Source organism: Ferrimonas sediminum, from assembly GCF_900100175.1.
GTDB classification, from domain to species: Bacteria; Pseudomonadota; Gammaproteobacteria; order Enterobacterales; family Shewanellaceae; genus Ferrimonas; species Ferrimonas sediminum.
The window spans coordinates 1-14,652 of sequence record NZ_FNEM01000009.1 but is presented as its reverse complement, the minus strand read 5'-3'; the positions used below and the strand labels follow the sequence as shown (position 1 = coordinate 14,652).

The following is a 14,652-nucleotide window of genomic DNA, read 5'->3' as shown; positions in this document are numbered from 1 at the left end:
GCGATGGATTCATCTCTCAGCGGCCGCTTACGCTGCATGCAAAAGGACTGCACCATGACCGCCACCACCCGGCCCTCTATCAACGCCCTGCGCGGTGTGTTCTGCCTGCTGCTGCTGGGTTCGTTATGGGGACCCGGCGCCAGGGCCGCCAGCCTGAGCCCCTGTTATCTTAACGGCCTGTCCGAGCAGGTCGAGTGTGGCGTGCTGAGCGTGCCGGAAGATTACAACGAACCCGACAAGACCCGGATTCCTATCCATTTTGCCCGTATCGCAGCGATCAAGTCGTCTCCTGGGAAAGCCCCCCTGCTGGTGATTACCGGTGGCCCGGGTCAATCTGCGCTGGACGATGCCGACCTGTTTGAACAGGTCTTTGCCCGAATTCGCCAGAGCCGGGATCTGATTCTGATCGATCAACGCGGTACCGGCCGCTCCAACCCGCTGCTGTGCGATGAAGACACCTCGGTGGCGCCCCTGGCACAGGACGACAGCAAACTGGATCTGGCGGCTCTGATTCAACAGTGTCTTTCGCAGCAGCAGGCCGATGTGAGTCAGTACCACAGTCGCCATGCCCTAGAGGATTTCGAACTCGTGCGACAGGCGCTGGGAATCACCCGCTGGCACCTGTATGGCATCTCCTACGGCACCCGCATGGCCCAACTGTACATGCGCCACCACCCGGACGCCCTGGAAACCGTCACCCTGGACGGCGTGGTGCCGATGCAGCAATCGGTGCTCACCATTGGCTATGCGGTGAATCGGGCGTTGGATCAGTTATTGCGGGAGTGCCTGGACTCACCAGACTGCCACCGTAGCTTTCCCAGTCTGAGTGCCGATCTGGCGAACGTTCAGCGACGTCTTCAGGCCAAGCCTGTGACCCTGTCGGTCACCGATCCCTTGTCGGCGCAACCGGCCACCTTTGTGGTCACCCGCAACAAATTCCTGTCAGCACTGAGAATGGCGCTCTACTCCCCCACCAGTCGCAGCCTGATTCCACTGGTGATACACGCCGCCGCACGGAATAACTTTCAGCCGCTGCTGGGGATGCAACAGACAGAGTCAAACTTCGGCATTGCCATGGGCATGCACCTGTCGGTGATTTGTCAGGAGGACTGGCCAAGAGTGAGCGCCCAACAAAAGCAGCAGCTCAAACACAGCTCTGCCTTTGCCGCCAACATGGTAGACCTGTTTCAACGCGCCTGCCCCGTCTGGGGTACCGCCGAGCCCGAGGCCGCATTCAGCCAGGCGATCGACAGCGACATTCCCACTTTGCTGCTGTCTGGAGAGAAAGACCCGGCGACGCCGCCCTCCTGGGGGGTCCTGGCCCAGGCCGGGCTCAGAAACAGCAGCCACCTGATTGCTCCCCATGCCACCCACGGAGTTGCATTTCAGACCTGCGCGCCCAGGCTGATTCAGCAACTGATTGAAACCGGGTCGCCTCAGGAACTGGATAGCGAGTGCCTGTCTCTGGATACCCATCGCGCCTTCTACCTGAACGCCAACTCCGTCGAATCCCCTCGCGAGGCCACCGAATGATTGAAGTCAAAGGATTGAAGAAAAAGATTGGCCAGGTCCAGGCTCTGGACGGACTGAGTTTCAAGGCAGAGAATGGCCAGATAACCGGGCTGCTTGGCCCTAACGGCGCCGGTAAAACCACGGCACTGCGAACCCTGTTCGGGCTGCTCAAGGCCGACGAGGGCCTGGCACTGGTGAACGGTCTGGACGTGCAACGGCAGGCGATGGCGGCAAAACGCGCCCTGGGGTTATTTCCCGACCCGTTCGGCCTGTATGAACGGCTGACACCCAGGGAATACATCCACTACTTTGCCACTCTCAACGGCCTGGGCTCAAAGCAGGCCCATACCGCAGTGGAGGCGGTGCTCTCCCGAATGCAGATGCAGGACATCGCCGATCGCCCCTGCAAAGGCTTTTCTCAGGGTCAGCGCATGAAAACCGCCCTGGCCCAGGCCATCGTCCATCAACCGGACAACATCGTACTCGATGAGCCCTCCCGCGGCCTGGATGTCATGAGTACCCGCATTCTAAGGCAGACTCTGAACGATCTGAAACGGCAGGGGCACTGCGTCCTGTTCTCCAGTCATGTGATGCAGGAAGTCGCGGCACTGTGCGACCAGGTTATCGTCATGGCCCGGGGCCGGCTTATTGTTCAGGGCAGCCCGGAGGAGTTGTGCCAACTGACCGGACAAGCCAGCCTGGAGGAGGCCTTCATTCAGCTGATTGGCACCGACGAGGGCATAGCGGCATGATGCGCAGAATCTGGATATTGCTGGTTAAAGAGTTAACCGATGCGATTCGGGATCGCCGCTCCATCATGGCAGCCATGTCCTACTCCTTAAGCACGCCGCTGATTTTTGCCGCCATCTTCATGTCGGTGATTCATGATGTGTCCGAAAAACCGCAAGTCGTCATCAGCATTGAGGGCGCCAGCCATGCCCCTGACCTCGTCCGTTTCCTGGCCAGCGCCGGCATTGTTGACGGCGACGACGCCATCGACCTCACCCTGACCATTCCTTCAGCCTACCCCGAGCAGATGACAAAAGGGGTGCCGGCACAGGTGTGGCTGACGGCAGACAGCTCGAACAAGGATCTGCAGCAGCCTCTGAGTCAGATACGCCGGGTCATCGATGCCTATTCCGCCGAAATGGCTGCCATCCGCCTCATCGCCCGAGGCATCAACCCCAAGGTTATACAGCCCCTGCAGCTCAGGCTGAAAGATCAGTCAACCAACCAATCCAAAGCCGGGATTATTCTTGGCGGCTTGCTGCTGGCCATTATGCTGTCGCTGTTCTTCTCCGGCATGAATGTGGCCATCGATACCAGTGCCGGAGAGCGGGAACGCAACTCCCTGGCGCTGCTGCTGTGCCAGCCCATCGCCACCGCCGAGATTGTCGCTGCCAAAGCCGGCGCCGTCGCCCTGTTTTCCATCGGTGGCCTGCTGCTGACTCTGGTGATATCGGTACTGGCGTTTTCCCAGGTACCCTGGCAGGAGCTGGGCTTCAGCCTCAACTTCGATCCCGCCTCGGCGCTGATCATCGTGGTGGTGTGCCTGCCCATCGGCCTATTTGCCGCCACGCTGCAGCTGTATGTGTCCTTCTTTGCCAAATCCTTCAAAGAGGCGCAGACCTATCTGACCATCATTCTGATGCTGCCCACCGCCATGATCATGGCACCGGTGTTTGATCTGTTTACCGACGTCCTCAAGTGGCTGCCGATATCGGGACAGCAGCTGGCATTTACCGAAATGCTCAAAGGCGAACCTTTGCCCCTGTCTCAGCTGGCTTGGGCAACGCTGAGCACACTGACGTTATCGGCTTTGCTGTTCTGGGCCAATGTCCGGGCTTTAAAAAGTGAGAAAGTGGTGTTTGCGCTGTGAGCTTTGACTGGCGACAGTCACTCGACGTCGCCGGTTTTTCTTGCGTTGAGCGGCCCAGTGGATACACTTAGCCGCCCAATGCAGCCGTGGATGACCCCAATGAACCGCAAGAAAAAGATTAACTCGATTTTAAAAAAGAAAGCCAAGCGGGCCGCTGCCAAGACCAGCACCAACAAAAAGCCCAAATACATCCCTAAGGGTGAGCGTGAACAGCAACAACAGATCGACGCTCAGCCTGACTCCGAGGCCGGCGCCGAGTAACGTCCGTCAGAGCGACGAGCGAGTGTTGATCAGCGCCTGAGCTTCATCCCGCGTAGGAATGGAGCTTTGCGCCCCGACCCGGGTGACCGACATCGCAGCAGCAGCCTGCCCAAACGCCACGGCATCGATGATCGACTGTCCTTCCAGCAGCGCGGTAACAAAACCGCCGTTGAAGGTATCGCCGGCCGCAGTGGTGTCCACCGCCTTAACCTCAAAACCGGCCAGCAACTGCCCCTGCCCGCCCTGGCTCAGCCATACGCCACGTTTGCCCATGGTGATCAGAACCAGATCAATGCCAAATCTCTGGTGCAGCGCCTGAGCCGCGTGATCCGCATCCGTCAAAGTGTTCACGGCAATGCCTGTCAGTTGCTCCGCTTCGGTTTCATTGGGCGTGATGATATCAACATGGTGCAGCAGTGCTTCGGGCAGTGCTTTCGCCGGAGCCGGATTAAGTACCACCCGGGTGTTGGCGCCCTTGGCGATTGCTGCCGCCTCGATCAGAGTGTCAATCGGCGTTTCCAGTTGCATCAGCAGCAGCTGCGACTGCTCAATTAACTCTCGATGCGCCAGTGCCAGTTGTGGGCTCAGGCAGCCATTGGCTCCCGGCCAGATGCCAATGCTATTTTCACCCTTGTCATCCACATAGATCATCGCCAGCCCGGTTGCTTCACCGGGCACCGTGGTAATCGCCGACACGTCCAGTCCGTTGGCCGCAAACTCTCGAGTCAACTGGGCGCCAATAGGGTCGTCACCAATGCAACCGATCATGGCCACCTGTCCTCCCAGCCTGGCGGCTGCAACGGCCTGGTTGGCGCCCTTACCGCCACCAATGACCTGATAGTGCTGCGCTTCAATAGTCTGACCGGGACGGGGAAAGGCCGCCACCTGCATTACATGATCGACATTGATGCTGCCAAGAACGGTGAGTGTAGCCATCGATTGCTCCAACAAAAAACGGTGGTTAAGGCACGGACTGCAAATGGTCTAGGCCTAACAGGTGCACGGTAGGGGTGTGAGTATAAAGTGTAAATTGAATGAACTGGATAGAGAAAGGTAGCCGCTCCCACGGCGTTACCGGCATCACAGATCACCGCTGGGCACCTGCAAAGCCCCTTATCCCTTGACGGCTGGTGTTATGGCTGACCTTTACTCTGCTTAAGCTCTTTGACCACAATCTGTATCGCTTCAGCCATGGCCATCCCTTCAGAGGTTAACTCCTGAATCCGCTCTACCGCTTGCTGCTGTTCTTCATGGGTCAGGCCCAACAGTTCTGACATGATTTACTCCTCGGTACGTAGAGCAGCATTTTACCTCAATCAGGGCTCAATACCAGTGACCGGAACCGTCCTGATGCCCCACCAGTTTAGACTATCGACAATTCCAATCGACATCGCTCCCCCACCTCTGGTTGACAATACGGCTTAATTTCAGCCTGTCACGATCATTTTCCGCTCGACACCAAGTAAAAGTCGAATAAACATCAAGCAATACGAACAACTTTAAGCCAACCGGTTCACGTGAACTTTATTTAAATGAACATCAAAAACCAATACGCCAAAAAATTACAAATTGAAGTTATTTATTTTCCCCGTTAAGTGACTATTTGTGCATAAATACACAGTATTTGAAGCTTGTGTTGAATAGTTATTTTGCCGATGTGATCAAGATCACCAATCATGCAAAATAGTAACAAATATCAAACAGTAATAAGTTAAAGTTGAGCGGCAATTTACAATAAAAACGGGTCTAACTGATGAACTACATTCCAAAGATGAAAGCGATTTCGCTGGCGTATGCCACTCCCCCTTCTTAAGTATTTGGCGAATTAAGTATTACTGAAAACCAACCTTAAATATAAATTCAGCCTACACGCTACGGGTTGAATGTTATCAAACGGAAATACAGGCAATGTTAAAAAAAACAACCGTTGCAATCGCCCTCGCCACCTTATTTAGCGCAGGTTCAGTCAACGCTGTAACCTTCGAGCTCAATGATGCTGGGGATTACGCTCGCCTATATGGGGAAGTTGGTGTTGGGGGTCATATCGATACCAACCCCGATTACAACCACGATGAATTTTACGATACCAAAGGGTACGTCGACGACAGCTTCGCCACCATGGGCATGGAAGGCCAGCGTGGTAAATACCGCTATCGGCTCGAGCTGGACTACCAACGCCGTAACTGGCTGGGTGGCGATGGCGAATTCGAACTGGCCATCGATAAGATGTACATCGGCTACGCCTTTACCGACCACCAGTGGATTGAACTGGGCCTGACCGATACCGCCTTTGATGATTACGATCACTTTGGTGACTTCACCTTCAACAAGTCGGTTGAAACCGGTGAAGCCGGCGATCAGGAAAACACCGTTAAGTACCAGGCCGATTTCGATCACCTCATCCTGGGTGCCTCTTACTCCTATGAGGGTGAACACAAGAGCGGTGCCCTGCAGGGCGACATCGTCAACGGTTATGTTGGCTGGATGTCCGACTTCCTGTCCGTGGTAGTTGGCCTGGAAACCCGCGGTGGTTCCGACGGCATCTCCAAGTATGGCGAGCAACAGCAAGTTGGCCTGGGCGTACGTCTGCAGGTGATGCCTAAACTGGCCTTTGGCTTCAACGGCTTCCTGGAAGATGAAGACCTGGCCACCCGCAAGAGCGGCGACGTTTACCTGGGTTATGAAACCTTCCGCAACTACGGTTTAACCCTCACCAGCAAATACGATCTCAATGAAAAATGGGAAATCATCGCTTCAGCAAACCACGAAGAGTATGAAGGCTGGGATCTGATCGGCCCGAATTACGACTACACCGACCAGCCTGCGGAGTACGGCAAAGAACGCCGCTGGGGAAGTGTGGGCTTCAACTACCGCCCGGCCAAAGACATTGTTCTGTCCCTGGAAGGCCGCTTCGGCGAAGCCCCTGAAGCCGGCTACGCCTACGCGCGCATGTACTTCTAATCCGAGTCCGAATTAACTACATACAGAGTTTGCTATGAATAAAAGTATCCTCTCGCTGGCCGTTGCCAGCGTAATCAGCGTTGGCGCCCACGCCGCCGTTGAAGATCTGCTGATCACCGAAATGGTGCAAAAAGACGGCGGAACGGAGTTTGGTTCTGTAGAGATCACCAACACCCACGCCACCGACGCCTATACCTTTACTGACGACGTTGCCGCATTCCTCCGCGGCAACGGTAAATACGACAACAAACTGCTCAATGCCGACGGCAATCAAATCCTGACCGGCCTGAGCATTGAGGCTGGTAAATCACTGGTTGTATTAAGCAACGGTGTTTCCGACGAGTACAAGAAAACCATCACCGACAACGGCGGCACCTTTGTCGTTGCCACCGGCGATCCCGATACCTCGTACTCCAATCTGTACATGACCGGTAACGACGGCTTCTACCTCAAAAACGGCAATACCGTTATCGACCGTGTCGGTGGTGAGAATGACGGTTCCGTTTGGGCACCCGATACCACCCTGGTTCGCCGGCTGGCCGAAGATGGCAATGCGCCGACTCAGTCTGCCAATTTCGATGCCTCCCAGTGGGTAGCGACCTCTCCCTTGACGACCGCCACCATGGGTACCCCAAACTATGCCGAGGCATACGTGCCTTTCGTCTGTGAAAACCTGACCGACATCAGTGTCATTCAAGGCAGCGGCAGCACGTCACCTCTGGAAGGACAAACGGTTGCTGTCAAGGGTGTGGTTACCGCTGTGGTTTCCGTACCCGCTAAAGGTTTCTACATTCGAGACCTGATCTCCGATAACGACCCCATGACCTCTGACGGCATCTTCGTGAAAAGCGGCAGCGCCGACAGCCAACTGCTCGGCCGAACCGTGTGCCTGGGCAGTGAAGTGGCTGAATTTGAAGGTCAGACTCAACTGGCCGCCGACAAGTGGGAAGTCACCGACTCCAACTTTACTGCAACCAACGTAACCCCCATCGAGGTTATGGAAGCCGACAAAGGTTCCTTTGACAACACTCTGGAGCGTTATGAAGGCATGCTGGTCAGCCTGACCGAAGACCTGGATCCGCTCACGGACGGTAACCAGGACATGCGGGTGTCTCGCACCTTCAGCTATAACTACCTGCCGAGCTCAACGGGGAAAAACCGCAACAATATGGTTGTGGCCTACACCCGCCCCAACGTGCAACCCAACCACCTGCATGTTGCCGGTAGCCCTGAATCTAAAGCCGCCGCAGATCAAAACGACGACTATCGACTGGTCATCGAAAGCGCCACGGTCTCTCGTAACAACGAGCTTCCCTACTACGCAGACTTTAACACCAACCCGCACAAAGACTACATCCGTATCGATGACAGTGTCGTTGGCATGGAAGGCGTCATCAGCCAGTACGAAACTGCACTGGACAACGCCACGGGTAAGAACGAGCTTGACTTCAGCCTGACCGTTACCAACCAGCTGAACGGTAACAACTTTATCCATAACCTCCCCCGCTCCACCAGTCCTGCACTGGCCGAGGCCGTGGAGAAGGATCACTTCCCAGTCCGCGTTGCCAGCCAAAACCTGTTCAACTTCTTCAACTCTCCCTTCGGTGGTGACAACAACCAGTTTGGTCAGAGCCGCGGAGCCCAGACCTACGATGAGTTCATCCATCAGAGAACCAAGCTGGTAGAAGCCATCCGAGCCCTGGATGCCGACGTTCTGGCCTTGATGGAGATGGAGAACAACGGCTTTGGCGAAAACAGCGCCATCGCCGAGATGGTTAACCAGGTTAACATCGAGTATGTGGACGAGCGGGCGCGTGATTACAACGGCCCCACCTCTACCGAGAACCGCTACGTGTTCGTTGGCTTCGACCACAACGGCAACCAGGTGCTGGATGAACTGGACGCCATTGGCGCCGATGCGATTGCTACCGGTATCATGTACCGCCCAAGCATGATGAGCATCGAACGCACCCGCGTTATCCCAATGCCTCAGCAGAAAGCACCCACCATCGTTAACGACAACGGTGAGGTGATCAAGGATCAGAATAAAGAGATCCTGGAAAACGGCCAGAACTATCACCGTAATGCCCTGGTAGTGACTTTCGTGATTAACCAGACCGGTAAACGTTTGACTCTGGCAGTGAACCACCTCAAGTCTAAAGGCTCTACCTGCTGGGAAGACTGGCAAGGCGTTGAGTTCGGTGATGCCACCGAGTGGAATAACCGCGAAGCACCTGACCTGGATCGCCAAGGCTCCTGTTCCGAGTTCCGTGTTGCCGGCGCAGTTCACCTGGGTGAAGAGATGGAAGAGATTCCTGGTGACAAGATCATCCTCGGTGACCTGAATGCCTACGGCAAGGAAGATCCCCTGCTGGTATTGACTGAAAACCCACGCAACAAGACGTTGGTCACCGCCAGCCATACCTTCCTCGGCTACAAGCCTCAGTTCAACGAAAGCGGCGCTCCCGTAACCATCACCAAGACCTACGGTTACGTTGATATCGTTGGCAAGTTCTTCGAAGAGAAAGGCAAGACTCCGTGGAGCTTCTCCTACAACGATGAAGTGGGTTCTCTTGACCACATCCTGATCTCTCCCTCTCTGGAAGATCGTGTGGTTGATGCCACCGACTGGCACATCAATGCCGCCGAAGCGAGCCTGTATGACTACAAAAATGAGTACAAAGGCACCATCACCGGTGGTGAGCACAAATTCTACAACGCAGACATCTACCGCTCTTCTGACCACGATCCAGCGCTGATCACTCTGAGCTACAAGCCGGGCGAAGCCGATCCAGGCCACGCTCTGGTTCTGCCCAAGCTGAGAAAACTGATCAAGGTGCCCTATCAGGTTCCTGCCGATGCCGGTGCCCTGGAAGGTGACGTTGCCACCATCAAACTGAGCCCAACCGACGATGAAGCCAACCTGGATCTGAGCCAGATGGTCGAGCCCAACGTGGTGCTGACAGAGGATGGCCAAACCATGGTGACCTTCGAAGTGTTTGGTGCCCCATCCGCCTATTACCACGCCACGGTTTCACTGAAGCGCAACGGCGAAGTAGTAGCTGGCTCCAGCAAATCCTTTGAGATCGAAGTCTCCAGCCGCGATTCGCTGGTTGCCGACATCGTTGAAGAAAAGAGCGATGGCAGCGGCGGCAGCACCGGCTTTATCAGCATGCTGTCCCTATTCGGCCTGGCGGCACTGCGTCGTCGCATCCGCAAATAAGTTTATCTCGACAATGAAGCGCCTGCCTTAAGGCAGTGCGCTTCGAGTCCTGGATTGAAAAGAGATACCATTATGACGATTAAAATCAGCGCAGTTGCCGCGGCAACTGCCATGCTTCTCGGCACCGTCTCTACTGCCGCCAACGCCAACTTGGTGATCACCGAATACGTTGAAGGCAGCAGCAGCAATAAAGCCGTTGAACTTTCCAACCTTGGCAGCAGCGCGATTGACCTAGCCGGTGAAAACTACAAACTGCTTCGTTACAACAATGGCAGCACCGACGTCAGCGCAACCGAAGTTCTGACCGGCACTCTGGCTGCAGGTGAGAGCCTTGTCTTCCACAACGGCGGCGCCGACGAGGCGTTTAAAGTGGGCATTGAATCGACCATCACCTACTTTAACGGTGACGACGCCCTGGTCCTGACCAAAAATGATGTGGTTGTCGATCGCTTCGGCAAGCTGGGCGTAGACCCGGGCTCTGCCTGGACCGATTCTAACAATAGCGACTTCTCCACCGCTGAAAAGACCCTGCGTCGTAAAGCCAGTGTCACTGCCGGCGATACCGTTGCCGATGCTGACTTCCCTGGCGCCGATAACCAGTGGGTGGTATTTGACCAAAACACCTCCGATGGTCTTGGCTGCCCGGGTGAAGGTGCGTGTAGCTCTGAAGCAACACCCGGTGTACTGCTGATTACCGAATACGTTGAAGGCAGCAGCAGCAATAAGGCGGTCGAGATCTCCAACGTGGGTGGCAGCGCCATCAACCTGGATGACGACAACTATCAGATCACTCTGTATAGCAATGGCAGCACAGACTTCAATGCAGACAGATCTGAAACTCTGTCTGGCACCCTGGAAGCTGGCAAAAGCATCGTCTTCCACAACTCCGGTGCCGACGACGCATTCAAAATCGGCACCGCCTCCTCAGTCACCTGGTTCAACGGTGACGATGCGCTGGTTCTGACCAAAAATGATGTGGTTATCGATCGCTTAGGCAAGTTTGGCGTAGACCCGGGCTCTGCCTGGACCGATCCTAACAATAGCGACTTCTCCACCGCCGAAAAGACCCTGCGTCGTAAAGCCAGTGTCGCTGCCGGCGATACCGTTGCCGACGCTGACTTCCCTGGCGCCGATAACCAGTGGGCGGTATTTGATCAAAACACCTCCGATGGCCTTGGCTGCCCGGGTGAAGGCGCTTGCGGCGATACCCCGGTCGATCCGGATCCCGAACCTACCGATCCCTGCACAGGTTGCGAAACCCTGACTCCGGTTGCCGATCCTAAAACCTTCAACAGCGATGAGTACTACTCTGACGCACTGAACGGTGACTTCAGTACCCCTGAAGAGCTCAAAACCGCGCTGTCGACCATCATCGCAGCAGGCCACAAGCAACTGAGCTACAAACAGGTGTGGACGGCACTGACCTACGCCGACCAGGATCCCGGCAACGATAAGAACGTTATCGAGATCTATACCGGCGCCTCCATCTCCAAGCACGACAACCAGACCAGTGGCAGTGGTGCAGGCAAATGGAACCGTGAGCACGTCTGGGCCAAGAGCCATGGCTTCCCGAACGAGTCCCAGTGGGGCTACACCGATGCCCACCACCTGCGCCCGGCAGATCCCGGCATTAACACTAAACGAAGCAACAACGACTTCGGTGAGTGCAGTGACTCTGGTGAAGAGGTGCAATTCAACGGTCAGGGCACAGGTAACTACCTGAATACCACCACCGACTGCTGGGAACCTCGCGATGAAGTGAAAGGTGATGTGGCCCGTATGATCATGTATATGGATACCCGTTACCAGGGTGCCAATACTGGAACTACTGGCATGCCCGACCTTGTGGCTGTGGATCGCCTGACCACCACAGAAGAAGATAGCGCTCCGCTGATTGGTACCCTGTGTACTCTGTACGCCTGGAACACGTTGGATCCAGTTGATAGCTATGAGCAGAGCCGTAACGATGCGGTTTATGCCTACCAGGGCAACCGTAACCCCTTCATCGACCGCCCAGAGCTGGTGCAACAGGTGTATGGCGATGTCTGTGGCGATCCCGTAACCCCGGCCCTGGATGTCGAAGTCAAGGTAACGGCTCCTGAGACCGTAGCCGAAGGTGCCAGCTTCACTCTGGACGCTTCTGCCACCGTTGGCGGCGAAGGCCAGACCCTGACCTTTAGCTGGGAACAGACTTCGGGTGATGAGAAAACCGTTGTTGGCACCGGTGCGGTTCTGACCCTGACAGCACCGATGGTTGATGCCGATACAGCACTGAAGTTCACCCTCACCGTGAGCGATGGCGTTCTGGAAACCAGCGAAGTAATTAACCTGCCGGTGACCAACGTGCCTCTGACCCTGGACGTGAGCTTCGATGGCAACACCAAGCTGACTGAAGGTGACAGCACCACCATCACCGCTGTGATTACCGATGAGCCACAAGGCCTGAGCTACAGCTGGAAGCAGGTGTCCGGTGCCGCTGCAGAGTTCACTGCCTCTGGCCTGAAGCTTGACGTTACCTCTCCTAAGGTAGACATCAACCAGGCTCTGGTGTTTGAGCTGACTGCCAGCAACGACGATGACAGCTTTAAAACTACGGTTAGCATCGACGTTCAGAACACCGAGGAAGCTGGCTGGGTTGAGCCTGATGGTGCCGGTAGCTTCGGCGGTTTCATCGCCCTGCTGCTGCCACTGATGTGGCGTCGCCGCCGGGCCTAATCCGGTAAGCCAATAAAAGCAGCACCGAGAGCACTCTGGGTGCTGCTTTTTTTAATTGAACAGGCGTTGCCTTCTGTCTCGCCTTGGGCTCATTGCGCTCTCTTCCATGAGAGAACCAACCCCAAGACAAGCAGCAACGCTGTATCTGAATACTGAAGGATTACCATGAATCGTTCACTTCATCCTTCTAACCTGCTCCTTACCGGCTCAGCCCTCGCCCTTGCATTGGCGTTAACCGGCTGTGGTAAGAAACAGGAGGAAGAGGCCCCAAAGGTAACAGCATCACCCGCCTGCGTAGCCGCCGGCGATGATTGCAAGCGCTTCACCCTGCTGCATACCAATGACCACCACGGCCGTTTCTGGCACAGCAAAAGGGGTGAATATGGTATGGCAGCGCGGAAGACTGTCATCGATGGCATCCGTAAGGAGGTTGCCGAACAGGGTGGTGAGGTACTGCTACTCTCCGGTGGCGACATCAACACCGGCGTTCCTGAATCTGACCTCCAGGATGCAGAACCCGATTTTATCGGCATGAACCACCTCGGCTATGACGCCATGGCCGTGGGTAACCATGAGTTTGACAACCCAACGACCATCGTGGATAAGCAGCGGGACTGGTCCAACTTTCCCTGGCTGGCAGCCAACATCTATCGCCAGGTCGACGGTGAGTGGCAACTCTACTTCGAACCCTACAAACTGTTTGAAGTCCAGGGGTTGAAATTGGCCGTGGTCGGCTTGACCACAGAGCAGACCGCCGAGATCGGTAACCCTGAGTTCGTACAGGGCCTGAAATTTACTTCTCCACAGGAGGAGATAAAGGGCATTCTGGCGGAACTCGAACAGAAGCACCATCCAGATCTGGTCTTTGGTCTTACCCACATGGGCCATTACGAAAATGGCGACCATGGCAGCAACGCGCCGGGGGATGTCGCACTGGCGCAAAGCCTTGAGCCAGGTCAGGTTCAGGCGATCATTGGCGGCCACTCACAACTGCCTGTCTGTATGGAGGGGGAGACTGGTGAGTACGTAGAGGATTACGGCCGCGATGAAGCCTGTAAACCGGATCGCCAAAATGGTACCTGGGTCATGCAAGCCTACGAGTGGGGCAAGTACGTCGGCCGCGCCGATTTTGAATACTATGGTGGTGAGCTGCATCTGGCAAACTACCAACTGGTTCCGGTGAACACAGCCACCAAATTCGGTTCCATGTACCCGTTTCAGATGCTGACCACCCGAGATCCGGAAACCCTCGAGCTGCTGCGTCCCTACCAGAACAAGGGCCAGCAAAAGCTGAAAGAGAAGATTGGGGTCGCGGAGCAGGATTTCATCGGCAAGCGTAAGGTCGTGCGTTATCAGGCCACGCCCCTGGGAATCATGATCGCCCACGCCCAGACTCAGCTTCCTGTGCCTGCCGACTTCGGCATCATGAACTCAGGCGGCATTCGCACCACCATCGAAAAAGGCCCCATCCGCTATCGCGATGTGCTCAAGGTACAACCGTTTGCCAACAGCGTGACGGTGACCGAGATGAATGGTACCGACCTGAAGCAGTACCTGTCCAAGGTAGCCATCAAGACGCGGGGATCTGGTGGCTTTGCCCACTTCAGTGGCATCAAGATGACCGTCGACTGTGTCGCCAGAGATGTCGATATCACGTCTGTTGGTGGTAAGCCCTTCAACCTGGCTGACACCTACCGGTTTACTCTCCCCAGCTACAACGCCGCGGGCGGAAACAAGTATCCGAAGCTGGAACAAGCTCGAAACACCGGCTTTGTCGATGCCGACATGCTGTACCAGTTCATCAAAGAGCATAAGTCTCTCAACCCAATGGACTACGACCGGGCAAAAGATGTTCGCTACACCAACTCCAGAAGCCCTTATGGCTGCGGTGGCTAAACCCAATGAGCGCGGTTTGCTGGGCTTTTTAGACCCAAGACCCAGCTAACTCAAGCTATGGCGCCATCGCTCGCATAAACAGCTCCTGACACGCTTTGAGCAATCAAAGCAAACCCCAAAGCCCAACCACTTGGTTGGGCTTTTCTTTCTCCCTCTAAACCCGAAGACACTGGGCCCTCGCGTTCGCAAGGGCGACGGGCTTTCC

The 14,652-nt window shown here is 55.7% G+C and carries 10 protein-coding genes; 8 read left to right on the top strand and 2 right to left on the bottom strand.

The annotated features are described in order from the left end of the window. Nucleotides 1–54 precede the first annotated feature (54 nt). The 4 genes from BLT77_RS11400 to BLT77_RS11385 all read left to right on the top strand — a co-directional run bounded on the left by BLT77_RS11400 (nucleotide 55) and on the right by BLT77_RS11385 (nucleotide 3,652). Nucleotides 55–1,533 (top strand): alpha/beta hydrolase, encoded by a 1,479-nt coding sequence (locus BLT77_RS11400; protein WP_176819295.1) that lies wholly within the window; start codon nucleotides 55–57, stop codon nucleotides 1,531–1,533. Then, complete coding sequence (locus tag BLT77_RS11395; RefSeq protein WP_090365396.1) at nucleotides 1,530–2,264, top strand: ABC transporter ATP-binding protein; 735 nt, start codon at nucleotides 1,530–1,532, stop codon at nucleotides 2,262–2,264. Before BLT77_RS11400 ends, BLT77_RS11395 begins: the two co-directional genes overlap by 4 nt. Beyond that, a complete protein-coding gene (locus BLT77_RS11390; protein WP_090365395.1) occupies nucleotides 2,261–3,391 on the top strand; it encodes an ABC transporter permease in 1,131 nt (376 codons plus the stop codon). The genes BLT77_RS11395 and BLT77_RS11390 overlap by 4 nt, the downstream gene beginning before the upstream one ends. A gap of 99 nt (nucleotides 3,392–3,490) precedes the next feature. Next, nucleotides 3,491–3,652 carry a DUF2986 domain-containing protein gene (locus BLT77_RS11385; RefSeq protein WP_090365394.1) on the top strand — a complete coding sequence of 54 codons (162 nt, stop codon included), beginning with the start codon at nucleotides 3,491–3,493 and terminating at the stop codon, nucleotides 3,650–3,652. 6 nt (nucleotides 3,653–3,658) lie between these two features. Here BLT77_RS11385 and rbsK read toward each other — a convergent pair whose 3' ends face one another. Both rbsK and BLT77_RS11375 read right to left on the bottom strand, forming a co-directional pair. Further along, on the bottom strand, nucleotides 3,659–4,588 hold the full coding sequence (gene rbsK / locus BLT77_RS11380) for a ribokinase (protein WP_090365393.1): 930 nt from the start codon (nucleotides 4,586–4,588) through the stop codon (nucleotides 3,659–3,661). Nucleotides 4,589–4,785: 197 nt separating this feature from the next. Next, complete coding sequence (locus BLT77_RS11375) at nucleotides 4,786–4,929, bottom strand: YoaH family protein (protein ID WP_090365392.1); 144 nt, start codon at nucleotides 4,927–4,929, stop codon at nucleotides 4,786–4,788. A 631-nt stretch (nucleotides 4,930–5,560) separates the two neighbouring features. Between BLT77_RS11375 and BLT77_RS11370 the strand changes: the two genes are divergently transcribed. From BLT77_RS11370 to ushA, 4 genes are all read left to right on the top strand, one after another. Then, a complete protein-coding gene (locus BLT77_RS11370; RefSeq protein WP_090365391.1) occupies nucleotides 5,561–6,613 on the top strand; it encodes a hypothetical protein in 1,053 nt (350 codons plus the stop codon). Between the two features lie 34 nt (nucleotides 6,614–6,647). Then, on the top strand, nucleotides 6,648–9,836 hold the full coding sequence (locus BLT77_RS11365; RefSeq protein ID WP_090365390.1) for an ExeM/NucH family extracellular endonuclease: 3,189 nt from the start codon (nucleotides 6,648–6,650) through the stop codon (nucleotides 9,834–9,836). 72 nt (nucleotides 9,837–9,908) lie between these two features. Beyond that, the gene (locus BLT77_RS11360; RefSeq protein WP_090365389.1) at nucleotides 9,909–12,551 is read left to right on the top strand and encodes an endonuclease; all 2,643 of its coding nucleotides are present in this window, start codon (nucleotides 9,909–9,911) and stop codon (nucleotides 12,549–12,551) included. A 165-nt stretch (nucleotides 12,552–12,716) separates the two neighbouring features. Further along, on the top strand, nucleotides 12,717–14,447 hold the full coding sequence (ushA, locus tag BLT77_RS11355; protein ID WP_090365388.1) for a bifunctional UDP-sugar hydrolase/5'-nucleotidase UshA: 1,731 nt from the start codon (nucleotides 12,717–12,719) through the stop codon (nucleotides 14,445–14,447). Nucleotides 14,448–14,652: the final 205 nt, after the last annotated feature.